General features: G+C 65.0%; 20 protein-coding genes and 1 tRNA gene. 16 read left to right on the forward strand and 5 right to left on the reverse strand.

Going from position 1 to position 23,045, the window contains the following annotated elements; all coding sequences use genetic code 11:
- The 13 genes from L979_RS05135 to L979_RS05195 form a co-directional block, all read left to right on the forward strand.
- A partial coding sequence (locus L979_RS05135; protein ID WP_052209523.1) for an ABC transporter permease occupies nt 1-1,066 on the forward strand: 1,066 nt, incomplete at its 5' end.
- Nucleotides 1,067-1,110: 44 nt separating this feature from the next.
- Entirely contained in the window at nt 1,111-1,575 is a 465-nt protein-coding gene (locus L979_RS05140) for a cytidine deaminase (RefSeq protein ID WP_081993845.1), read from the forward strand.
- Between the two features lie 14 nt (nt 1,576-1,589).
- On the forward strand, nt 1,590-2,918 hold the full coding sequence (locus tag L979_RS05145) for a thymidine phosphorylase (RefSeq protein WP_047690068.1): 1,329 nt from the start codon (nt 1,590-1,592) through the stop codon (nt 2,916-2,918).
- A 64-nt stretch (nt 2,919-2,982) separates the two neighbouring features.
- On the forward strand, nt 2,983-4,686 hold the full coding sequence (locus L979_RS05150; RefSeq protein ID WP_047690070.1) for a hypothetical protein: 1,704 nt from the start codon (nt 2,983-2,985) through the stop codon (nt 4,684-4,686).
- 115 nt (nt 4,687-4,801) lie between these two features.
- Nucleotides 4,802-6,085, forward strand: a complete 1,284-nt coding sequence (locus L979_RS05155) for an adenosine deaminase (RefSeq protein WP_081993837.1) — start codon at nt 4,802-4,804, stop codon at nt 6,083-6,085.
- A 2-nt stretch (nt 6,086-6,087) separates the two neighbouring features.
- Nucleotides 6,088-6,834 carry a MazG nucleotide pyrophosphohydrolase domain-containing protein gene (locus tag L979_RS05160; RefSeq protein ID WP_231559405.1) on the forward strand — a complete coding sequence of 249 codons (747 nt, stop codon included), beginning with the start codon at nt 6,088-6,090 and terminating at the stop codon, nt 6,832-6,834.
- A gap of 242 nt (nt 6,835-7,076) precedes the next feature.
- On the forward strand, nt 7,077-8,357 hold the full coding sequence (gene eno, locus L979_RS05165) for a phosphopyruvate hydratase (RefSeq protein WP_047690074.1): 1,281 nt from the start codon (nt 7,077-7,079) through the stop codon (nt 8,355-8,357).
- Nucleotides 8,358-8,582: 225 nt separating this feature from the next.
- A complete protein-coding gene (locus tag L979_RS14475) occupies nt 8,583-9,260 on the forward strand; it encodes a septum formation initiator family protein (protein ID WP_052209524.1) in 678 nt (225 codons plus the stop codon).
- 99 nt (nt 9,261-9,359) lie between these two features.
- Nucleotides 9,360-9,869, forward strand: a complete 510-nt coding sequence (locus L979_RS05175; protein WP_081993850.1) for a DUF501 domain-containing protein — start codon at nt 9,360-9,362, stop codon at nt 9,867-9,869.
- A gap of 70 nt (nt 9,870-9,939) precedes the next feature.
- Entirely contained in the window at nt 9,940-10,905 is a 966-nt protein-coding gene (locus tag L979_RS05180; protein WP_047690079.1) for a Ppx/GppA phosphatase family protein, read from the forward strand.
- 12 nt (nt 10,906-10,917) lie between these two features.
- On the forward strand, nt 10,918-12,447 hold the full coding sequence (locus L979_RS05185; RefSeq protein ID WP_231559406.1) for a S8 family serine peptidase: 1,530 nt from the start codon (nt 10,918-10,920) through the stop codon (nt 12,445-12,447).
- 103 nt (nt 12,448-12,550) lie between these two features.
- On the forward strand, nt 12,551-13,936 hold the full coding sequence (locus L979_RS05190) for an NAD(P)/FAD-dependent oxidoreductase (protein ID WP_047690081.1): 1,386 nt from the start codon (nt 12,551-12,553) through the stop codon (nt 13,934-13,936).
- Nucleotides 13,937-14,029: 93 nt separating this feature from the next.
- A tRNA-Leu gene (locus L979_RS05195) sits at nt 14,030-14,103 on the forward strand.
- Nucleotides 14,104-14,194: 91 nt separating this feature from the next.
- On the opposite strand, the gene L979_RS14995 is transcribed toward L979_RS05195, so the two are convergent.
- Complete coding sequence (locus tag L979_RS14995) at nt 14,195-14,653, reverse strand: HipA N-terminal domain-containing protein (protein ID WP_081993840.1); 459 nt, start codon at nt 14,651-14,653, stop codon at nt 14,195-14,197.
- Nucleotides 14,650-14,847, reverse strand: coding sequence for a helix-turn-helix transcriptional regulator (locus L979_RS05205; protein ID WP_047690086.1), 198 nt, complete (start codon nt 14,845-14,847; stop codon nt 14,650-14,652). Before L979_RS05205 ends, L979_RS14995 begins: the two co-directional genes overlap by 4 nt.
- Nucleotides 14,848-15,126: 279 nt before the next feature.
- Between L979_RS05205 and L979_RS05210 the strand changes: the two genes are divergently transcribed.
- Nucleotides 15,127-15,792 (forward strand): HAD-IA family hydrolase, encoded by a 666-nt coding sequence (locus tag L979_RS05210; RefSeq protein ID WP_047690088.1) that lies wholly within the window; start codon nt 15,127-15,129, stop codon nt 15,790-15,792.
- Entirely contained in the window at nt 15,785-18,148 is a 2,364-nt protein-coding gene (locus tag L979_RS05215; RefSeq protein ID WP_052209525.1) for an AAA family ATPase, read from the forward strand. Before L979_RS05210 ends, L979_RS05215 begins: the two co-directional genes overlap by 8 nt.
- A 17-nt stretch (nt 18,149-18,165) precedes the next feature.
- Here L979_RS05215 and L979_RS05220 read toward each other — a convergent pair whose 3' ends face one another.
- The 3 genes from L979_RS05220 to L979_RS05230 all read right to left on the reverse strand — a co-directional run bounded on the left by L979_RS05220 (nt 18,166) and on the right by L979_RS05230 (nt 21,801).
- Nucleotides 18,166-18,963, reverse strand: a complete 798-nt coding sequence (locus L979_RS05220; protein WP_047690090.1) for an SDR family oxidoreductase — start codon at nt 18,961-18,963, stop codon at nt 18,166-18,168.
- 124 nt (nt 18,964-19,087) lie between these two features.
- Nucleotides 19,088-19,423 (reverse strand): metal-sensitive transcriptional regulator, encoded by a 336-nt coding sequence (locus L979_RS05225; RefSeq protein WP_047690092.1) that lies wholly within the window; start codon nt 19,421-19,423, stop codon nt 19,088-19,090.
- Nucleotides 19,420-21,801 (reverse strand): cation-translocating P-type ATPase, encoded by a 2,382-nt coding sequence (locus L979_RS05230; RefSeq protein WP_081993842.1) that lies wholly within the window; start codon nt 21,799-21,801, stop codon nt 19,420-19,422. Before L979_RS05230 ends, L979_RS05225 begins: the two co-directional genes overlap by 4 nt.
- A gap of 242 nt (nt 21,802-22,043) precedes the next feature.
- Here L979_RS05230 and L979_RS05235 point away from each other — a divergent pair, with 242 nt between their 5' ends.
- Entirely contained in the window at nt 22,044-22,952 is a 909-nt protein-coding gene (locus L979_RS05235) for a Bax inhibitor-1/YccA family protein (RefSeq protein WP_047690097.1), read from the forward strand.
- The last annotated feature ends 93 nt before the right edge of the window (nt 22,953-23,045 follow it).

Consider the following 23,045-nt stretch of genomic DNA (forward strand, 5'->3'; position numbering starts at 1 on the left):
CACTGCGGCTTTTGTGGGGCTCACCGTGTTCGCCTTCCTGCGTGTGCGCTCGGGGCGTCTGACCCCCACCTGGGCCGTGGTGGTCTTTGGATTCTTGTTCGTCGCAGGCTTCCTGGTGTGGGTGGTGGGCTCAGCACGTACGCCGTCGGTGTCCCTCACCGGTCTGTTGGCCGGTGGCGTAGCGCTGTCCGTGCCCCTGGTCTTCGGCTCGCTGGGCGGGCTGATGTGTGAACGCTCCGGTGTGGTCAACATTGCGATCGAGGGCCAGCTGCTGTTCGGCGCCTTCTCCGCCGCCGTGGCCGGATCCCTGTCCGGCAACGCGTGGGTGGGTCTTTTGGCCGCCATGATCGGTGCTGCCCTGGTCTCCCTGGTGCTGGCGGTGTTCTCCATCACCTACCGGGTGAACCAGGTGATTGTGGGTGTGGTCCTCAACGTGCTGGTCTCCGGTCTGACCGGATTCCTGTTCGCCACCCTGTTGGAATCGGATTCGGGCCGGTTCAACTCCCCGCCACGTCTTCCGTCCTACTCGATCCCGTTCCTGAGCGATCTCCCGCTGGTGGGCCGGATCCTGTTCGATCAGTCGATCGTGGGCTACTTCATGTGGCTGGCCATTCCCATCGTGTGGTTCGCGGTCTACCGCACCCGCTGGGGCCTGCGCACTCGCGCCATTGGCGAACACCCCAAGGCTGCGGACACCTTGGGCATCAACGTCAACCGCATGCGCTTCCTGAACGTGTTGTTGGGTGGTTTGATCGCAGGCATCGGCGGTTCCTTCTACACGCTGGTCTCCGTCACCTCCTTCACCCGTGACATGACATCCGGTGCCGGTTACATCGCCTTGGCCGCCTTGATCTTTGGCCGATGGAATCCCATTGGCGCATTCCTGGCAGCCCTGCTGTTCGGCTTCACCTCCAACCTGCAGTCCGTGCTCTCCTTCCTGGGCACGGAAATGCCCAGCCAGTTCCTGGCCATGCTCCCGTACATCATCACCATCCTGGCCGTGGCCGGGTTGGTGGGGGCCTCCCGTGGCCCGGCCGCTTCCGGACAGCCCTACGTCAAGGAATAGTGGGGCTCAGCCACACCTTTGCTCTCAACAGGAGGATGCCCATCATGCACAACGGTTCTCACGACGACGCCGATGCTCACCTGAGTGCCGAACCTGCGGCGTCGTCGTCCCCCGGTGAGCAGAGCCGGGGCGAGCCCTGGGACGGACTGCTGGAAGCGGCGCGGGAAATCATGACCCACGCCTACGTCCCGTACTCCAACTACCCGGTGGGGGCGGCGGCTGTCACGGATGATGGACGCACGGTCACCGGCTGCAACGTGGAGAACGCCAGCTACGGTGTGACCCTCTGTGCTGAATGTGGACTGGTCAGCTCTCTGCATGCCAGCGGTGGTGGCAAACTCACCCACTTTGTGTGCGTGGACGGTCACGGTCAGGTGCTCATGCCGTGTGGTCGGTGCCGGCAGTTGCTCTACGAACACCGCGCACCTGAGATGCAACTGCTGACCGTCTCCGGCATCAGATCCATGGACCAGGTCCTGCCGGACGCCTTTGGTCCGCAAAACCTCTGAGGGGCCGACGCACCGTGTCGCCAGAATCCCGCGGTGAGTTCACCGCCGTTGACGTGATCCGCACCAAACGTGACGGGGGTGTGTTGAGCCCAGGCCAGATCGACTGGGTGCTGGATGCCTATGTGCGTGGTGACGTTGCGGAGGAACAGATGGCAGCACTGGCCATGGTCATCTTCTTCAACGGCATGCAGCGGGAGGAGACCACGGCCTGGACCCATGCCATGATCAACTCCGGGCAGCGCATGGATTTCTCCGGTTTGCGCCGCAACGGCAGGCGCCTGCCCACCGTGGACAAACACTCCACCGGGGGCGTGGGGGACAAGATCACGTTGTCTCTGGCACCCTTGGTGGCCGCGCACGGGGTGGCCGTGCCGCAACTGTCCGGGCGGGGTCTTGGACATACCGGCGGCACGCTGGACAAGCTGGAGACCATCCCCGGCTGGCAGGCGGAAGTTGCCCACCGTCAGTTGGTGGAACAGCTGGAAACCGTGGGAGCCGTGGTGTGCGCTGCCGGGGGAGACCTGGCACCGGCGGACAAGAAGCTCTACGCACTACGTGACGTCACGGCAACGGTTGAGGCCATCCCGTTGATCGCATCCTCCATCATGTCCAAGAAGATTGCGGAAGGTGCTGACGCCCTGGTCCTGGACGTGAAGGTGGGATCCGGTGCCTTCATGAAAACCCAGGAAGCGGCCCAGGAACTGGCGCGCACCATGGTGGCGTTGGGCACGGATGCCGGTGTGCACACCGTGGCACTGCTCACGGAGATGTCCACCCCGCTGGGAATGGCCGTGGGCAATGCCTGCGAGGTCCAGGAAGCAGTGGAGGTTCTGGCGGGAGGTGGCCCCGCGGACGTCGTCGAATTGACGCTGGCGCTGGCTGCAGAAATGCTGCAGGCCGCAGACATTGACGCCGATCCCGCCGTGGCGTTGCAAGACGGCCGCGCCATGGACACGTGGCGGGCCATGATCCGCGCGCAAGGTGGAGATCCGGATGCTTCACTGCCTCAAGCGCGTCATCACCACACGGTGACAGCCACCCACGACGGTGTGGTGACCGGCGTGGATGCTCTGCAGATCGGGCTGGCGTCCTGGGCGCTGGGTGCCGGACGGGCGCGCAAGGAGGATGCCGTGCAACCGGGCGCCGGTGTGATCCTGCACGTCAAGCCAGGGGATCGAGTGAGTCAGGGGGAGGTCCTGGCCACGCTGCACACGGACACCCCGGAAGCCCTGGAGCGGGCAGCACGCACGGTGGAGTCGGCCTTCACCGTGGAACAGGTGCAGTCAGACGGCGAGCCCAGGGCGAACGTCCTGCTGAGTCGTGTTGACGTCAAGGACTTGTAGGGTGGAGTCAACAATCACAAACCGCAACCAATCCTGAACACAGGAGCACGGGAGGACCAGCACCGTGGGACTTTTCAGCAAGAAGTCGAACTCAGAGCCCCAGGCCGAACAGGCACCCCAGCAGGAGGCAGCCCAGCCCGCCAAGCCCCTGCCCACCCAGGGTCCGCTGCGCAACCTGATCAACCGGTTGCTGGCTGACGGCGCCCAGGGCGGAAAGCTCTCCTTGGTTCAGCGCGGGAACACCATGAACCAGCAGACCGAGCGCAACGTCAACGGCTCGGTGGACACGGATTCCGGTGTGGTGGACCAGAACCACACCATGTTCAACGACGTTGCGGCGCTCTACACCGAGTCCATGTCCCAGGAAAGCGGTGCGTGGCGCACCGTGATCATCACCGCCCAGCAGGGCACCGTGACGGTGGACTACGCCTACCCCTCAGGCCCCAACCGCACGGAGACCTACCAGGTCAACGGCGGCGCAGCAGGCCAGCCCGCACAGGGCGGTCAGTCCGGTCAGGGCGGTCGGTCCGGTCAGGGTGTCCAGGACGGCACTGCAACCCGCGAGGACGCAGCATCGCAGCAGGTCGGCACATCGCAGCAGCCCGGTACATCTGAGGCGGCCAACGCGGAGCAGCAGACCAACGCAGACCAGCAGCGTGCGGGCCAGTCCGCGGACAATGCCGGCGCATGGCAGGCCGCCGGGCAGAACGCATCTGCTGGTCAGAACGTTGGCTCGGCAGATCAACAGGGCCAGACCGGTGGTCAGAACCTTCAGTCCGCAGGTCAGACCTCTCAGGGTGCCGACCAGGACGCAGCGGCTGATGGTCGCGCTTCCGGTACCGGTGTTGCCGCCGCAGGTGTGGGCGGTGGCGCCCTGGCTGCTGCTGCCGCTCAGGGACGTGAAGAAGAGGGCCGCACCGCGCAGAACCCCAACCGTTCTGCCGATGACCACCAGCGCTCCACCGACCTTGAGCCCGTGCGGGATCAGCGTGACCAGTCCGCTGATACCCACAGCGCCCAGGGCCAGCAGGTTGACGGGGACACCGGCAACCAGGACACCCGCCGCTCTGAGTTTCAGGATCTCCCGGATCACGTGGATCACGACGAATGGCGTGACGACAACGCAGGCCGCTCCGGCGGTCAGGTCACCGGTGCGGCAGCAGCAGGTGCAGCCGCCGGTGCCGGAGCCCGCTCGGGCGGCGGCAACGACGCCGATGCTCCTTCCGTGGCACGCGGGGCAGACGTTTCACCGTCTTACCGCGCCGGTGAGGCCGCTGGAACAGCTCCGTCCCAGGACCGGCTGGCAGAGGGCAACAAGGTGCTCAGCGAGGCCGATGTGCTGAGCCGAGTGGCCGGGGTGCAGAAGCGGCTGTTCGGCCCGGAGGGCACCGCTCGTGATGTCTCCACGGTGTTGATCCGCGTGCGCACGTTGGGTTCGTATTACGACGCCTTGACCCACGTGCGCCAGGGTGGCTTCTGGGACCAGCGCGGAACCTTTGATCTGGTGCCGGAAGAGGAGCTGAAGGTTCAGGAGCTCAAGGACGACTCCTACGTGGAAGGTGAGGGCGCGCCGCTGGCCGTCATGTTCCGCTTCCGCCCGGGTATTCCCCCGGAGGTCTCCTTTAACTACTCGGACGAGGAAGCCTTTGTGCGCTACGAGGAGCGCCTGCCCTCCCAGAACTACGTGGAGGAACTGCGGATGTACCCCCGTACGGGCGCCAACATCCCGCAGCACATGAACGACGCCCTGCAGGACTGGAACTACTGATCCGATCCCGCAACCACGACGGCGCCGGCCCGAGCTGACAAGGCGGGGCGGCGCCGTCGTCGTGTGTGGTGCCATCCATCCCAGTTCCACCATCTGATGCAAGGAAACTCATCCCATGACTGAATCCCAGAACACCCCAGATCCCGACGTTGAGTCCGGGCACGGTGGCATCCTGCGCGCGTTGCCCAAGATCAGCCTGCATGACCACCTGGACGGCAGTCTGCGCCCGGCCACGGTGGTTGACTTGGCCCGGAGTGTGAACCATTCGTTGCCCGTGGAGACCGGTGCGGAACTGACGCGTTGGATGGTGGAAGCCGGCAACTCCGGGTCCCTGGAGTCCTACCTGACCACCTTTGAGCACACGCTGGCCGTGTTGCAGAGTGCGGACGCACTGCGTCGGGTGGCACGGGAGGCCGTGGAGGACTACGTGGATGACGGCGTGATCCACGCCGAGGTCCGGTGGGCTCCCGAACAGCATCAGGCTCAGGGACTCTCCCTCACGGACGCGGTTGAGGCTGTGCAGGCCGGACTGACCGAGGGCATCGAGGCCGCCGCGGCTGAAGGACATGAGATTTCCGTGGGCCAGCTGCTGTGTGCCATGCGGCAGAACAACCGGTCCCTGGAGATCGCTCAACTGGTGGTGGACCGCTACGATCCCGTGGCCCCCGGGGGTGTGCTCGGATTCGATTTGGCAGGGCCGGAGGACGGTTTCCTGCCCGGCCAGCATCAAGAAGCCCTGGACCTGTTGGCACAGAACCTCATTCCCGTGACGCTGCACGCCGGTGAAGCAGCCGGGATCGAGTCCATCCGAGGTGCTGTGGTGGACGGGCGGGCGCTGCGTTTGGGCCACGGTGTTCGCATCGTGGAGGACATCACGCTCACGGATGCCGCTGACGGAGACGTGTCCATCGATCTGGGTCCGGTGGCCACGTGGGTCCGGGACCGTGGCATCGTCTTGGAAGTCTGCCCCGAGTCCAACCGGCAGACCCACGCAACTCCCACCTGGAACCCTCCGGAGAACCTGGTGCGGGTCCTGGGCCCTGGCACGGCAACTCACCCCGTGGGGTTCTTGCACCGCGCAGGGTTCCGCGTGTCCTTGGGACCGGACAACCGGCTGGTCTCCGGGACGGAGATCTCCGATGAGTTGGGGCGTCTGGTGAATCTGCACGGGTTCTCCATGGACGATGTGGAGACCTTGCAGCGCAATGCCGCTCAGACCGCGTTTGTGCCCCTGGACCACCGCGTCATGCTGGAGGCCCGCATCACGGAGGAGTTCGCGGCCCTGCGGGATGCCGGCACGCAGTTGGGTTTGGGGGACCTGCTGGCCGATCAAGAGTTGCTGGGCGGTCAAGAGTTTCCGGCGGGGCACGATCAGCTGGATGCGGACGGTCAGTGGTGAGTGTGGATCAGGACAACACCCCGGGTGACCGGCAGGTCCCGGACACTGCCGCCGTCCAGTCAATAAAACCTGCGGCCGTGGGGGAGAAGTTCACGCACCTGGTCCACGTCATGGATCAGTTGCGCTCACCGGGCGGCTGCACATGGGATGCACGCCAAACACACGAGTCTCTGCTGAAGTACCTGATTGAGGAGTCCTACGAGGTCATTGAGGCCGTTGAGGCCCCCGGCGGTCCGCGAGCCCACCGTGAAGAGCTGGTGGAGGAACTGGGGGACCTGCTGCTGCAGGTGGTCTTCCACGCCCGAGTGGCCCAGGAACGCTCACCGGAGGACGGTGGATTCACCGTGGCCGATGTTCTGGAGGCCATCACCGCCAAGCTGGTGCGCCGCCACCCGCAGGTCTTCGCTCAGGACTACCAGGACACGTTGGGCACTGAGGCCTCCAATGCCGCCCTGCATTCCCGGTGGGAGGAATTGAAGAAACAGGAGAAACCGGAACGCAGCGGCCCGTTCGACGGGGTGCCACCGGGGCTGCCCGCTCTGCAGTACGCGGACAAGGTCCTCTCCAAAGCGCGCCGACACGGACTGGAACCGGCCGCACCTGCGGTGAGCGACGACGTCGTGCCGGCCGCGGACGAGGAAGAACTGGGACAGCAACTCTTTGAGTTGGTGCGCCACGGCTCTGCAGCCGGTCTGGATGCCGAGCGGGCACTGCGAGCCGCCGCGCGGCGGTACACCGAACAAGCATGAGGCGGCGTTGCCGACCGCGTGTGACGGGGGATCCAACGGCGCGTCACACGGCAGCTGGTGGCTCACCTCACGGCGAACGTCAGGCAACAATGCCATGGGCGGCTCCTGCGGTGGTTAGGCTTGGATCAGTCTGCCCCGCGTGAGCGGATCGGGCGGCCCACAAGCCGCTGCACCTGCTCGCAGAGATGCCCGAGCACCGGGGTTGGGAAACTAGCCGACGTATCAGCAGAGGAGCACGTCCCATGGCAATGATCATCGATGTCCACGCCCGTCAGATCCTGGATTCCCGTGGCAACCCCACCGTGGAATGCGAGGTGCGCCTGGAGGACGGTTCCTTCGGCCGTGCAGCAGTTCCCTCAGGTGCCTCCACCGGTGAGCACGAGGCCGTTGAGCGCCGCGACGGCGACAAGTCCGTGTACCTGGGCAAGGGTGTCCTGGGCGCTGTTGAGGCCGTCAACGAGGAAATCGCTGAAGCCATCATCGGCCTGGAATCCACCGACCAGCGTCAGATCGACCGCACCATGCTGGAACTGGATGGCACCGCCAACAAGGGCAAGCTGGGCGCCAACGCCATCCTGGGCGTCTCCCTGGCCGTGGCCCGCGCCTCCGCCGATGAAGCTGAGCTGCCGCTCTACAAGTACCTGGGCGGCCCCAACGCCCACGTCTTGCCCGTGCCCATGATGAACATCCTCAACGGTGGTTCCCACGCGGACTCCAACGTTGACATCCAAGAGTTCATGATCGCCCCGATCGGTGCAGCCACCTTCTCCGAGGCCGTGCGCTCCGGAACCGAGGTCTACCACTCCCTGAAGTCCGTGCTCAAGGACCGTGACCTGAACACCGGCCTGGGTGATGAGGGTGGATTCGCTCCCAACCTGGAGTCCAACCGCGCTGCCCTGGACCTGATCCTGGAAGCCATTGAGAAGGCCGGCTACACCCCGGGCAAGGACATCGCCCTGGCCCTGGACGTGGCCTCCTCCGAGTTCTTCGAGAACGGCTCCTACGTGTTCGAAGGCCAGCAGCGCACCTCTGAAGAGATGGCCGCTTACTACGAGCAGCTGGTCAAGGACTACCCGCTGGTCTCCATCGAGGACCCGCTGGACGAGAACGACTGGGAGGGCTGGGCTTCCCTGACCGCTTCCGTGGGTCGCCAGGTCCAGCTGGTTGGTGACGACCTGTTTGTGACCAACCCCGAGTTCCTGGCCCGCGGCATCCGCGAGCAGGTTGCCAACGCCCTGCTGGTCAAGGTCAACCAGATCGGCTCCCTCACGGAGACCCTGGAGGCCATCACCCTGGCTCAGACCAACAGCTTCCGCTGCATGGTCTCCCACCGCTCCGGTGAGACCGAGGACACCACCATCGCGGACATCGCCGTGGCCACCAACGCCGGTCAGATCAAGACCGGTGCCCCGGCCCGTTCCGAGCGCGTGGCCAAGTACAACCAGCTGCTGCGCATCGAGGAAGCCCTGGGCGAGTCTGCCGTCTACGCCGGCGCCACCGCCTTCCCGCGTTTCACCGCGTGAGCATCTGTTTCACCGCGTGAGCGCCGAGCCCGCGCAGCGAACCCTTCACCGTGACCGTCCGGTTCCACCGCGCGGTCACGGTGTTTTTTTCAACCGGCTCAGCTGCGGGAGGACTAGACTTTCGCGTGCGCCGCGCTACCAGCAGGTCCTTCCTGCACGCCGCGGTGCCTGGGGCCACCGCGGCGCCCGGTCCGACCCCGTCCTTCACGTCACAGGAGAGATCACGTGCCCCCTGGCGATGACCACAGCGCGCGCACGGATCCCGCGCAGCCGTCACTGTCATCAGGAGTGCCGCGCGGATTCAATTCCCGACGACGACTGCTGCTGGTGCTTGTCACGTTCCTGCTGATCGTGTTCCTGGCAGCTCCCACCACCAAGATCTATCTGGACCAGCGTGCGGAGATCCAGGCGTTGGAGCAGAGCATCTCCGAGAACCAGACCTCCCGCGATGAACTCAAGCGCCAGGTGCAGCTGTGGGAGGACCCCGAATACATCCGTCAGCAAGCCCGTGAACGCCTGCTCATGGTGGAACCCGGTCAGCGCTCCTACCTTGTGGTGGGCGGTGACGCCGTGGGAGACCAGGCGCCGCGCTCCTCGGCCGTCCAGGAGGAAGCCGGACGGGCGGCATGGGCCGATGCCCTGTGGGGTTCCGTGCTGGATGCCGGGTGGCCCCAGGAACGCACCAGCCCCAGCCAGGCGGAGAACTTCCCGCAGCTGGGTGGTGGTCCAGCCCCTGTGGCAACACCGGAATCAACGGCCGACCCCACAACCGAGCCGCAGGACCAGAACGTTGAGCAGGACCAGAACGGTGGCCTGGATCAGAACACCGATCAGGGCCAGAACGCGGATCACAACACTGATCCCAACAACCAGAACCAGAACACCGATCAGGAACAGAACTGAGGCCATCCCGTGACCGATCAGCACTCAACCGATCAGCCCACCGGGACCCCTGCAGCCCGTGGTTTGAACACCACCACGGAGAGCCTGACCCCGTCTGAGATGGATCTCCAGGTCCTCTCCCGGCAGCTGGGCAGGACGGTGCGCGACGTCGTCGAAATCCCGGCCCGCTGTGTGTGCGGCAACCCGCTGGTGGCAGCCACCGCCCCCCGACTGGCCAACGGGACTCCGTTCCCCACCGTGTTCTACCTGGCCCACCCGGTGATCACGGCAGCCGTGTCCCGTCTGGAGGCCGAAGGTGCCATGTACGCCATGACCGACCGCCTGGCGGAGGATTCCGAGCTGGCTGCCTCCTATGAAAGTTCGCACCAAGACTTCCTGGCACAGCGGGAACGTGTCCGGGTGGCCTCAGGCACCGGTGAAGTCCCGGAGATCGACGGCATTTCCGCCGGCGGCATGCCCACCCGCGTGAAGTGCCTGCACGTGCTGGTGGGTCATTCCCTGGCGGCAGGTCCTGGTGTGAACGTGCTGGGGGATGAAACCCTGCAGATGATTTCTGAGACCTGGGACCCCCAGACGTGTCACTGTGACCCCGCCTGGCGTGAAGCCTGAGTCGCGACCACGCTGCTGCTTGAAACCCCACCACAGCTTGAAGACCACCCCCTGACTGAAGGACGTGACCATGCGCGTTGGCGCCATTGACTGCGGTACCAACTCCATTCGCCTGTTGATTGCCGACCTTGGCAACGGCGGCGGAGTTGATGGAACCGCAGCCACCCTCACGGACGTGGTCCGGCTGAACACCATTGTCCGGTTGGGGCAGGGCGTGGACGCCACTGGTTGGTTGGCACAGGAGGCTCTGGACCGGACCTTTGCCGCCACGGAGGAGTACGCGCGCCTGCTCAAGGAACACGGCGTGGAGTCCGTGCGCTTTGTAGCCACCTCCGCCACCCGGGACGCCGGTAATCGCCATGTGTTTGTCAACGGCATCCGCGAGCGCCTTGGCGTGGAACCGGAGGTCATCTCCGGTGAGGAGGAAGCCGCGTTGTCCTTTGCCGGTGCAGCGTTGGTGGCCCCGCCCACCAACGCTGAGGACCGTGTCCTGGTGGTGGATCTGGGCGGTGGTTCCACAGAATTCGTCCTGGGTTCTTCAGAGGGCATCATCGCTGCCCGCAGCGTGGATGTGGGCTGCGTGCGCATGACTGAACGCCACCTTGGCTCCAACCCGCCCACGGAACGCCAGCAGCAGGCCGTTCTGGAGGACGTGGACCGCGCCATTGACCACGTCCTGCAGGCCGTCCCGCTGGGAGAAACCCAGAGCTTGGTTGGCGTGGCCGGATCGGTCACCACCATCACGGCCCATGCCCTGGGCCTGGATGACTACGACGCCGAGCGCCTCAACGGCACCGTGCTGGAGGCCCAGAAAATCCGGACGGCCTGCCGCGAGCTCACGGAGATGACCCGTGAGCAGCGCGCTGAGTTGCCGTTCATGCACCCGGGACGTGTGGACGTGATCGGGGGAGGTGCGCTGGTGTGGGGTCGAATCCTGGAACGTGTCATGCAGGAGACATCCGGGCGCGTGCATTCGGCCACCACCAGCGAACACGATATTTTGGACGGCATTGCACTGTCACTGACATCTGACTGAACCGGAACCCCCATGCCCCAGCCCCGGACCGCACAAAGCCCCGCCCCACAGCAGGAAAATGCCGTGGAGCACGGGAAACCACTGGTGGGCAGCTCCAGGCCGGGGGCACGTACGGCCGTCATGACGCGCATGCGCACTTACGTGGGGGTTGGGGTCATCGGGGTGGTGGCTGCAACAGGTGTGTTGGCGGGCGTTGTCGTGGGGGAATCCGGGGAAACGGGCCTGGCCACGCCGGCCCACGCGCATCCGGTTGCCCAGGTCCCTGGTCAACCCGCCCCGGACGGGCCGGCACCGTCGATCCCCATCACCGATCCCACGGACATTCCCACGTTTGATTCCGTGCGTTCGCTCAATGCCCAGGAAGCGCGGCAGGCCGAGTACTGGTTGGATCAGTACGGTGTCCGTGACGCCTGGGACGAGGCCACGGGGGACGGTGTGAAGATCGCCGTGATCGACACCGGCGTGGACGGCACCCATCCGGACCTGGAGGGCGCGGTCGGCAAGGGCACGGACGTCTCCGGCGTGGGATCCTCCAACGGCCAAGAGGGGCTGGGTGCCGAACCTCCGCACGGCACCATGGTGGCCTCCGTGGCAGCCGGTCGGGGCCACGGCTCATCCAGTAGCACAGGGGTGGGAGGCAATACGGGCGTCATTGGCGTGGCGCCGGAGGCAGAGATCCTGCCGGTTTCCACCTGGCTGGGCACCGAACGCTCCGACGTGCGTTCCACCGACGAACAAATTCCCGACGCCGTGCGCTGGGCCGTGGACAACGGGGCGGACATCATCAACATGTCCGTGGGCTCCCCGCAACAGACCTGGCCGGAATCCTGGGACTCCGCCTTCGAGTACGCCGAAGAGAAGGACGTCCTGATCATTGCCGCAGCCGGAAACCGCGGCAACGGCATCACCCAAGTGGGGGCTCCCGCCACCATCCCCAGTGTGCTGACCGTGGGTGGCGTTGGACGCAATGGTCAGGCCGGTGAGGAATCCTCCTCCCAGGGCATCTCCATTGCCGTGTCCGCACCGTCGGAAGACCTGGTGGGGGCGGTACCCGGGGACGGGTACAGGGAGTGGACCGGGACCTCTGCTGCTGCACCGATCGTGGCGGGAACCGCGGCACTGATCATGGAGAAGTACCCGGATCTCAGCGCCCAGGAAGTCGCCTACCGGATCACGGCCTCGGCCCAAGACGCCGGTGTCCCGGGACGTGACCCGCTGTACGGGTACGGGATCCTGGACGTCAACGCGGCGGTGAGCGAGGACCTGCCGCCCATGGAGGGGGACGGGCCACTGGGCTCCATTGCCGAATGGATCCAGATCCACCGGCGCCATGACGCCACCTCCACCGCAAGTGCCCAAGCCAGCGCCATGCCCTTGACGGAAGACGTCACCGCCGAAGCAGTTCCACCCGACCCCGTGGTACCGCTGAACTCCACCGGGGCGTTGCCCATTGTCATCCTGGCTGGATTCGGTGTGCTGATCGCAGGCCTCACAGGTGCTGCCGCCTGGCACATCCGGTGGTTGCTCAAGCGCAAACCGTGACCTGTGGACACTTTGGTCAACCATGACGGTGTGAGTCGAAACAAGCTGTGATGTAGGGGCCTGGCCGCACAGTGCACAGTCGTCTGCGTTTAGACTCTTGGGCATGGTTGACAATTTCTTGGCAAAGGACCGGAACCGGATCCTGATCGTCGGCGGTGGCTATGTTGGCTTCACCGTCGCCCAGCAACTTCAGAAGCGCATCAAGGCTTCCGGGGGCATCGTCACGGTGGTGGACCCCAACCCGTACATGATGTACCTGCCGTTCCTCCCGGAGGTCGCAGCGGGCAGCATCGAAGCTCGCTCCGCAGTGGTCTCCCACCAGCAGTACCTCAGCGATTGTGAGCTGGTCTCCGGTCGCGTCACCGGCATCAACCACGCCGAGCGCGTGGCCACCGTCCAGACCATCGCTGACGGCCCCGTCCTGGAAATCCCCTACGACGAAATCGTGGTGGCCGGCGGTTCCGTGACCCGTGCCTTCCCCATCGAGGGCCTGGGCGAATCCGCCATCGGCATGAAGTCCATCGAGGAAGCCGTGGCCGTGCGCAACTGGGTTCTGGAGCGCATTGGCATTGCCTCCCAGACCACTGATGACGCCGTTCGCCGCCGCGCGCTGACCTTCGCCGTCGTGGGTGGCGGGTTCGCCGGTGTGGAAACCATCGCCGAGCTCGAGGACATGGCCCGCACCGCTGTGGCCCGTGACCCCCGCCTGAAGGTCTCTGACCTCCGCTTTGTGATGATCGAGGCCATGGACCGGATCATGCCGGAGGTCTCCAAGGAGCGTGCGGAAAAGGTTGTGGCCCACCTGCGCTCCCGCGGCATCGAGGTTCTGCTGAACACCTCCCTGGACTCCGCCGTGGACAACCACCTCAAGCTGATGAACATGAAGGACAAGTCCCCGGCCGGCGAGATCGACGTGGACACCCTGATCTGGACCGCCGGTGTGGCAGCCAACCCGCTGTCCAAGAGCTCGGACTTCCCGCTGGACGAGCGCGGCCGCGTGCGTGCCGGTGCGGACTTGCGCATCACCGGCGACGACGGCCCCATCGAGAAGGCCTGGGCAGCCGGCGACACCGCCGCTGTGCCGGATCTCTCCGGTGGTGGCGTGGGTGGCTTCTGCGTGCCCAACGCCCAGCACGCCGTGCGTCAGGCACACGTGATGGTCAAGAACATCCTGGCCGCTCGCGAAGGCCGCGAACTGCAGGACTACTACCACGAGAACATCGGTGCCGTTGCAGGCTTCGGTCTGAACAAGGGTGTGGCCAACATCAAGGGTGTGGAGTTCCAGGGCTTCCCGGCCTGGGCCATGCACCGCCTGTACCACGGTGCTGCCATCCCCACCATAGAGCACAAGTCTCGTGTGTTCACCGAATGGGGTCTGAACATGATCTTCGGTCGCAACACCGCGCCCATCCGCCACGTGCGTGACCCGCGCCTGAACTTCCAGTCGGCCACCGGCCAGGAAGTGGTGCGCACCAAGATCAAGCTCTGATCATGGTGTGAGGGTTCGGCCCCTTTCGTCTCCGTGAACGGCATCCCACCGTCAAGGTGGGGTTCTGTCGGGGTTTGGGAGGGGCCGCCCCATGCCCCCATAGCCCAATCGGCAGAGGCAGCGGACTTAAAATCCGCCAAGTGTGGGTTCGAGTCCCACTGGGGGCACCTTGTGTGCCGGCTCAGCTTCCGGGCCGGTTCCGGCCCAGGCCAGGACTTTGTGCACGGATGAGTGCGTGCTCCGTGCACCGGATCGCATTTATCCGTGCGCAAAGTTCGAGTCAGCTGAGCACGGAACGCCATGCCCGCAGCTCCCGCTCCGCGTGACGCAACGGCGAGCCTTCAAAGGGCGAGGGCTGCGACTGCATCTTCCGAGGTGACGTTGTGCTTGGCCGGGGGTGTCGGCACTCACGGCCAACAGCAGAGACAGTTCATCGTCGAGGCTGGTTTTCACGGCATCTCGGACAACGGTGAGCCGGTGTCCTTCGGGCAACAGGCCCGCGAAAAATGGGGGTAACCCGCCACCCGCCGTCACAACGGGCGTGGTGTTGACAGGCAGGGTGGAGGCGACCGGCTCACCGTGATCTTGAACGTAGTCCGGGTGGTAGGTGAAAACGGTTGAGCTGTCGGATTGGCGCTGCAAGGTACCCGCGAGTTTTCCCGATTTGTAGACCTCCGCGGTGGAGACCTGGCGCAGTTGATGGAAGTCGCGCGTCATTGCACCAGGACCCTTAGGCCCAACACCTGAGCGACCGCCACCACGTAGGCCAGGGATGGATTGCCGGTTCCGTTCTCTATGGATCGGACAGTCCGCTGCGATGTTCCGGCCAGATCTGCCAGCTCCTGTTGGGTCAGACCGGCGTCTTTGCGCGTGGCTCGGATGTTGCGTCCTGCATCATGGATGTCTCCCATGTCCCTCCTTGCGGCAGGATCTTGCCGGTTTGTGCTGATTCTTGCTGATTATGCTCCCGGCACGACCAGATAGGCAATATCTTGCCGGTTACGGTCTAGCCACGGTCTTGCACCCAGGCCCAGTCTCTGAATCGGCAACATATTGCCGCTGCGGGCCGGTTCCGGCGCGAGCCCGAACTTTGCGCACGGATAAGCGCGTGCTCCTTGCACCGGATCGCATTTATCCGTGCGCAAAGTTCGGTCAAGCGCCGGTGAGCCCCCAGCACGTACGGTGGAGACATGCGATTTGAAGTGGATGCCATCCTGTTCGACATCGACGGCACCCTGGTGGACTCCACCGCAGCGGTGAACCGGTCGTGGACCACGTGGGCAGGCCGTCACGGGCACGACGCCGACTCCATCCTGGCCGTGTGCCACGGTCGACGCGCGGCAGACACCCTGGCCGACTTCATCCCGGCGGACCAGGTGGCCGCGGCCGAGGCGGAACTGCACGATTTGGAGATGCAGGACCTGGACTCCGTGGTGGAACTGCCTGGGGCCCGTGACCTGCTGCAGCAACTTCCCAAGGGCCGCTGGGCAGCGGTCACCAGCGGAGATCGTGAGCTGATGCCGGCGCGTCTGGCTGCCGCAGGTGTGCCCGTTCCGGACACGCTGGTCACCGCAGAGGACGTTTCCACGGGTAAGCCGGATCCGGAAGGGTACCTGCGCGCTGCGGAGATTTTGGGGGTCGACCCCGCACGTTGCCTGGTGGTGGAAGATGCGCCCGCAGGGCTCAAAGCCGGCCTGGCGGCAGGTTCCAAGGTGTTGGCTGTGGCCACATCCCATGAGGCTGCCGAACTGAGGGAGCACGCGCACGCCGTCGTCGTGAATTTGGCTGCCTGCGCCCCGGAGGTCCAGGAGGACGGGACGCTGGTCCTCCAGGTTTCAGAGTCACAGGGTGCCTGAATCATTCGTCCACACGGACGAGTTCGATGACGCCCTGGCCCGACTCCACCATGGCGAGAACCTGTTCCTGACGGGTAAAGCAGGCACTGGTAAGTCCACGCTGATCAGGCGTTTTCTGGCGAGCACTCAGCGCAATGTTGTGGTGGTGGCACCCACCGGCATCGCGGCGTTGAACGTGGGTGGGTACACCATCCATCGTCTGTTCAGTTTCCCGTCCTCCATGAGCCCGGAGCTGGTGCGTGGCAGTGGCTACTACCCGGGGCGGTTTGCGGCAACGCTGAAGGAACTGCACACGCTGATCATTGACGAAGCCTCCATGGTGCGTGCTGACCTCTTTGACTGTCTGGCCGTGGCCTTGCAGCGTTTCGGCCCCAAACCGGGGGAGCCCTTTGGCGGTGTGCAGATGGTGCTGGTGGGAGACCTGTACCAGCTGCCGCCGGTGGTGGCCGATGGCGAGCGCGCCTACTTTGAAACCACCTACACGTCCCCCTATTTTTTTGCCGCACACAAATTCAATCGGGAGCGATTTCCCACGGTGGAACTGACGCGTGTGTTCCGGCAGGTGGGGGACAACCGGCTGGTGGAGATCCTCAACGCCGTGCGGGAGGGGTCTTTGCTGCAGGAGGCGCGTCAGGAGCTGAACACCCGTACCGACCGGGAGTTCGTGCCGCCGCTGCACGAGTTCTGGCTGACGTTGACCACCACCAACCGCATGGCCACATCCCGTAACCGCAGCATGTTGGAGCAGTTGAGCGAACCCGAGGTATCGCACTTTGCCCAGGTCACGGGGGACGTGGACGGGTTTGAGAAACCTACGGATGATCATCTGCGGTTCAAAGTGGGTGCGCAGATCATGATGCTCACCAACGATCCCTGGGACCGTTGGGTCAACGGGACCATTGCCAAGATCGTGGACCAGTACCGGGAATCCGGGGAGCAGGTGGTGGTGGTTGAGTTGCCGGATGGCATGCAGGCGGAGGTCCACCCCCACCAGTGGGAGGTCACCCGACCCACGGTTCACAACGGGGTGCTCAGTCATGACCTGATCGGCACCTACACCCAGTTGCCCTTCCGCCTGGCATGGGCGGTGACCATTCACAAGAGTCAGGGTCAGACCTTGGACCGGGTGGTGGTGGATCTGACGGGCGGCACTTTTGCTGACGGTCAGCTCTACGTGGCGTTGAGCCGCTGCACGTCCATGGAGGGTCTGGTGCTGCGCCGGGATGTGTTGGCCAAGGATCTCAAGGTGGATCAGCGGGTGCGCCGTTTCCTGGCCACCGAACGCGCCGAGTCCTCACAAACGCTGGGCAACGTCTACATCGGAATGTGCACGGTGGGGGACGTGGGGCAGCGGTGGCGTCCGCGGCCTGCTGAGATTGCAGTGATCACTGACGACGGCGTGGAGCTCACCACTCTGGTCAACCCCACCCGGGACATGGGTCAGGCTCGTCACGATTTCGGCATCACCGCCGGGGACGTCCAGTTGGCCCCTCTTCTGACGGAGGCCTGGGCTGCGCTGGAGCCGTACCTGGCGGGGCGTACACCGGTGGGTCCGAACATCGACCGGGACCTGGGCTGGCTGGATCACGAACTCAAACGCATGGGGTCTGTGGTCACCATGCCTTTGGGACGTGATCTCCATGTGGATGGCGCCGACCTTGAACAACGCCAGCGCCTGTATGCGCCCACAGCACTGGAACGTGCCCGGGCCATCCGTGACATCGCGCGGGGCGCCGAACCCCACCACCGCAGCGCAGACACCTTCTCCACCCCGGCCGGCCGACCGGGTTACGTCCTGCCGCGTCATCCCAACTCAGGGGCACATGGCCCGGTGCGGTTCCTTGTCACCCCTGGCGACCGGGGTGAAACTGCGGAGTCCGCACTGGCCGCCATGCTCACCCAGGCTGCTCAGCGCTCGCGGCTCGACCCGACGGCTCAGGCTGTGGTGCAGGTGGTGGAGGAGCAGACCGGAATCACAGTCCTGGATTCCACCTACCATGACACCCCGCAGCACACCATCGACTCCGTCCTGCAACCTGGCACGCGAGTGTGTTTCACCGGTACGGCACAGGATTCAGAGGGTCGGGTGTTGGAGCGCTATGACATGGAGATCTTGGCTGTCTCCGCAGGCCTGGCACCAGTGGCCAACGTGACCAAGACCCGTTGCGACGTCCTGATCTCCGCAGAGGCCGGTTCCCAGTCCCGCAAGGCACAGAACGCCGCCAAGTTCGGAAAACCGGTGTTCACCGCGGTCGAGTTCCTGGCCTGGGTCAACGGAGAAACCGCCAACCCAGCAACGACGACGACGCAGGACCCACCGGCCGTCGTCGTCGAACCACTGCTGCCGCAACTGTGACGTCCTGGTGAAAGCGATCAGCGGGTGAAGCCACCCTCCGAGTTGATGACCTGGCCGGTGATCCAGGCGGCTTCTTCGGTGAGCAACCAGGTGATCAGGCGAGCGGGGTCGTCGGGTTCGCCCCATCGGCCGAACGGGAACATGGGCATCAGCTGATTCTTGGCCCCAGGTTCCAGGTAGCCGGTGTCCACGGGGCCGGGGTTGACGGTGTTGATGCGGATTCCGGCCGGTGCAAGTTCGTGGGCAAGTGTGGTGGTGATCCCTGCAACTGCTGCCTTGGATGTGGCGTAGGCGACCTCCTGCGGCATGGGGCCTTGGCCCTGACCGGAGGTCATGAAAACCACCGCTCCCGGTGCATCTTGCGCGGCGAAAGCCTGGGTCAGGAGCAACGACGCCCTCGCGTTCACGGCCCAGTGATGGTCCAGGTCCCGGGCAGTGATGGTGCTCAGGGCGCCGTCCGAACCACTCACCGCTTGGTTGCAGACCAACCCGTCCACTTGCCCGAACTCCGTACGGGCCGCCGCCATCACCTGAGCCGGTGCTTGGTGATCTGCCAGGTCCGCATGAAAATCCTCCACTCGGGCTGAACCCACCAGGTGTTGCCGGACTCCATCCAGCACGGCTCCGATGTCGTCGCCGCCCCAGGGCTGGAGGTCGTCGTGCGGGGAGAAGTGATGGCAAAACACGTTGGCACCCCACGCCACCGCGCGACATGCTGTGGCATACCCGATGCCGGCTCGTCGGCTGACACCTGTGATCAACACTGTTTTTCCCTGGAGAGGCAGGGGGTCCCGGGCGAGTTGTGAGGTGCTCATGGACTCAGTCTGCCGGTCGGTGCATCCCGATTGAGAACCGGGGTACGCGTTTGTCCCGATTCAAGGCTTCATGCCGGCCAAACGCGTACCTTCGATGGTCGTATGAGGCCCAGGCCCCGGAGGCTCAGGACTTCACCAAGCGAGCGATGGCCGCTGATGCCTCCGCCAACTTGGCCTCCGCCTCCGGCCCGCCCTGTTGAGCTGCTTCCAGCACGCAATGTTTGAGGTGGTCATCCAGCAAAGCCAGGCCCAGGTTTTCCAGGGCGCTGGTCATGGCCGAAACCTGGGTCAGGATGTCGATGCAGTAGGTGTCCTCCTCCACCATGCGGTGGATTCCGCGCGCCTGACCCTCAATGCGCTTGAGCCGAGCCAGATATTTGGCCTTTTCACTCATGTAACCGTAGTGGGCGTGTTCGGTTGCGGTGGTGGCCTCCGGTACGACGCCGGTGGGTTCAGTCATCGAGTCACTCCTGCAGTCGGTTCCGGTGCGGCGTGGGTTGGCGGGGTGGTGTGGGTGGCGGGCTTGCCGTGCCTGGGGGTGAAGGAACGCAGCCGCAAACTGTTGGAGACCACAAAAACGCTGGAGAACGCCATGGCAGCCCCCGCCAACATGGGGTTGAGCAGCCCGAATGCCGCCAGCGGGATCATGGCCGTGTTGTAGGCGAAGGCCCAGAACAGATTGCCCTTGATGGTGCGCAACGTGCGGCGGGAGAGCTTGATGGCATCGGCGGCTGTACGCAGGTCTCCGGTGACCAGGGTGATGTCAGCAGCCTGGATTGCGGCATCCGTGCCGGTTCCCATGGCCAAGCCCAGGTCTGCCTGGGCCAGCGCGGGGGCATCGTTGACGCCGTCGCCCACCATGGCCACCACCTTGCCCTGATCCTGCAAGGATCGAACAGCCTCCACCTTGTCTGCCGGAAGCACCTCCGCCATGACCTTGTGGATCCCCACCTGCTGGGCCACACGCTCAGCCACCGTCTTGTTGTCACCGGTCAACAGCACCGGGGTCAGGCCCAGTTGCTGGAACTGCTGCACGGCGTGGGTGCTGGTGGCCTTGACGGTGTCCGAGACCACCAGAACTCCGTGGGCCGCACCGTCCCAGGCCACTGCCACGGCGGTGGCACCTTGGGTGTTCGCAGCAGACATGGCCTCGCGCAAGGTCTCCGGGAGTTGGATGCCCCAGTCGGCCAACAAACTCTGGCGTCCCACCACCACGGCGTGACCGTCCACCACGCCCTGCACGCCCAGACCCTCCAGATTCTGGAAGGATTCCGGGTCCGGCAGATCGCCCGTCTCCTCTCGGGCGCCGCCGGCAATGGCCTGGGCAATGGGGTGCTCGGAGGCGTTCTCCACCGCACCGGCCACCCGCAGCAGCTCAGCCCGGGAGACACCATCGGCGGGAATCACCGAGGTCAAGGTCATCCGGCCTTCCGTGACGGTGCCGGTCTTGTCCAGCACCACGGTGTCCGTCCGGCGCGTGGATTCCAACACCTCCGGTCCCTTGATCAGGATGCCCAGCTGGGCACCGCGCCCCGTTCCCACCAGCAGCGCCGTGGGTGTGGCCAGCCCCAGGGCACACGGGCAGGCGATGATCAACACGGCCACCGCCGCCGTGAACGCCGTGCTCAACGGGTGACCGGTCAGCAGCCACGCGGCCACCGTGACCACTGCAATCACCAGGACCACGGGCACAAACACCGCGGAAATCCGATCCGCCAGTCGCTGCACCTGAGCCTTGCCGGATTGGGCCTCCTCCACCAAGCGCGCCATCTGCGCCAGCTGGGTGTCACCACCCACCCGCGTTGCCCGAACGGTCAACTGCCCACCCTGGTTGACAGTGGCGCCGGTCACCGCATCACCGGCGGTGACCTCCACCGGGACGGATTCGCCGGTCAGCATGGAGGCATCAATGGCTGAGCGCCCCTTCACGACGACGCCGTCCGTGGCCACCTTTTCGCCCGGGCGGACCAAGAACTGGTCACCCACGGCCAGGTCCTCCACGCGGATGCGTTGTTCCGAGCCGTTGCGCAGCACTGAGACTTCCTTGGCGCCCATTTCCAGGAGGGCTCGCAACGCGGCACCGGCCTGGCGCTTGGACTTCTTCTCGAAGTACCTGCCTGCCAGGACAAAGGTGATCACCCCGGCGGCCACCTCCAGGTAAATGTCACCAAGCCCGTCCGTGCGGGACAATGTGAGTTCAAAACTGTGGGTCATTCCCGGATGCCCGGCGTGACCGAAGAACAGCGCCACGATCGACCAGATCAACGCCGCTGTTGTCCCCACGGTGATCAAGGTATCCATGGTGGCAGCACCGTGGCGCAGGTTTTTCAGCGTGGCACGGTGGAACGGCCAGCCGGCCCACAGCACCACGGGGGCGGCCAGCACCAGAGATGCAAATCCCCAGTAGTCGAACTGCAGAGCCGGGATCATGGCCATGGCGATCACCGGGACGGACAGCACGGTGGCGCCGATCAGACGTTGGCGCAAAGAGTCGACCTCGATATCCCCCGGTGGGGCACCGGAACCGGCACGGGCACCGGCGTCGTCGTCGTGCTGCTGATCAGGTGAGGGGGCCGCGGCTGGTGGGGTTGGCAGGGTGGCGGTGTACCCGGCCTTTTCCACCTCTGCCACCAGAACGGTGGGGTCCATGGTGGCGGGGGCATCCACAGTGGCTTTCTCCGTGGCGTAGTTCACGCTGGCGGTGACGCCGTCCAGCTTGTTCAGCTTGCGTTCCACTCGAGCTGCGCAGGATGCGCAGGTCATGCCTCCGATGGGCATCTCCAGGTGAAAGGTTCGTGGATCGTGTGCTTGCGGGGCTGTTGCCGGTTGGGTGGCCATGGTGCTCTCTTGACGTGGCGTGAGCGGATGCTTCTGTAGATCCACCTATACCCCCTTGGGGTATATCGGCGCAAGAGGCGGGTCACGATGCGGTCACGCCTCGTTCGCCTGCAGGGGAGCGCTGCAGAAGCTGACTGGTCAACTGGTACCGTTGATCCGGAATTCCTGTACGCCCACCGCCCTGCGCCGTCACCCACCGTTACTCGCGGCAGCCACGGCAGCAGCACGAAAGGACGACAACTATGGGCAATCCCTTGCTCCGCGACTTCAATTCCAAGCACAACGATCGTTCCGCGTCTCCTCAGGCCCAGTACGGCCAGGCCCCGCAGTACGGCCAGGGCCAGTACGGTCAATCAGCGCAGTACGGCCAGAACGCTCAGTACGGTCAGGCTCCGCAGTATGGCCAGACCATGCAGAACGGTCAGCAGTACGGCCAGGCGCCGTCTGCTGAGCAGATGCAGGGCTGGTACAACAGCCCGTCAGCTTCGGCCGAGCAGACCGGCCGGATGACGCTGGATGACGTCATCATGCGCACCAGCCTCACGCTGGGCACCGTGATCGTCATGGCAGTGGTCGGCTGGATGATCCCGATGCTGGCCTTCCCGGCCATGTTGGTGGGCCTGGTCCTCGGGCTGGTGAACGCATTCAAGCGTGAGCCGTCCCCGGTTCTGATCATGCTCTACGCCGTGGCCCAGGGCCTGTTCGTGGGCGGCATCTCCGGAATCTTCCAGCAGCTCTACCCGGGGATCGTCCTGCAGGCCGTGATTGGCACCATCGGTGTGTTCGTGGCCGTTCTGGTGCTCTACCGGATGCGCATCCTGCGCACCAGCCCGCGCCTGACCAAGATCGTTGTGGTGGCCATGATCGGCTACCTGGTCTTTGCCCTGGCCAACCTGGGTCTGTCCATGTTCGCCGGCTTCAACGTCCGCTCTGACGTGCAGATCTTTGGCATCCCGCTGGGTGTGTTCATCGGTGCCATCGCTATTCTGTTGGCTGCCTACTCCTTGGTCATGGACTTCGAGAACATCGAGAACGGCATCGGCCGCGTGGCCCGCAAGTACGCATGGTCCGCAGCCTTCGGCCTGACCGTGACCTTGATCTGGCTCTACGTGGAGATCCTGCGCATCCTGGCCCTGCTGCAGCAGGACTGATGCAACGCTTGGTCGGCCCGGTCATCCGGGTCGGCTGAACCACCGCAACGACGTCGCCCCTCGCCTTCCGTGCGGAAGGCGAGGGGCGACGTC

It is taken from the genome of Kocuria sp. ZOR0020 (assembly GCF_000800955.1).
GTDB classification, from domain to species: Bacteria; Actinomycetota; Actinomycetes; order Actinomycetales; family Micrococcaceae; genus Kocuria; species Kocuria subflava.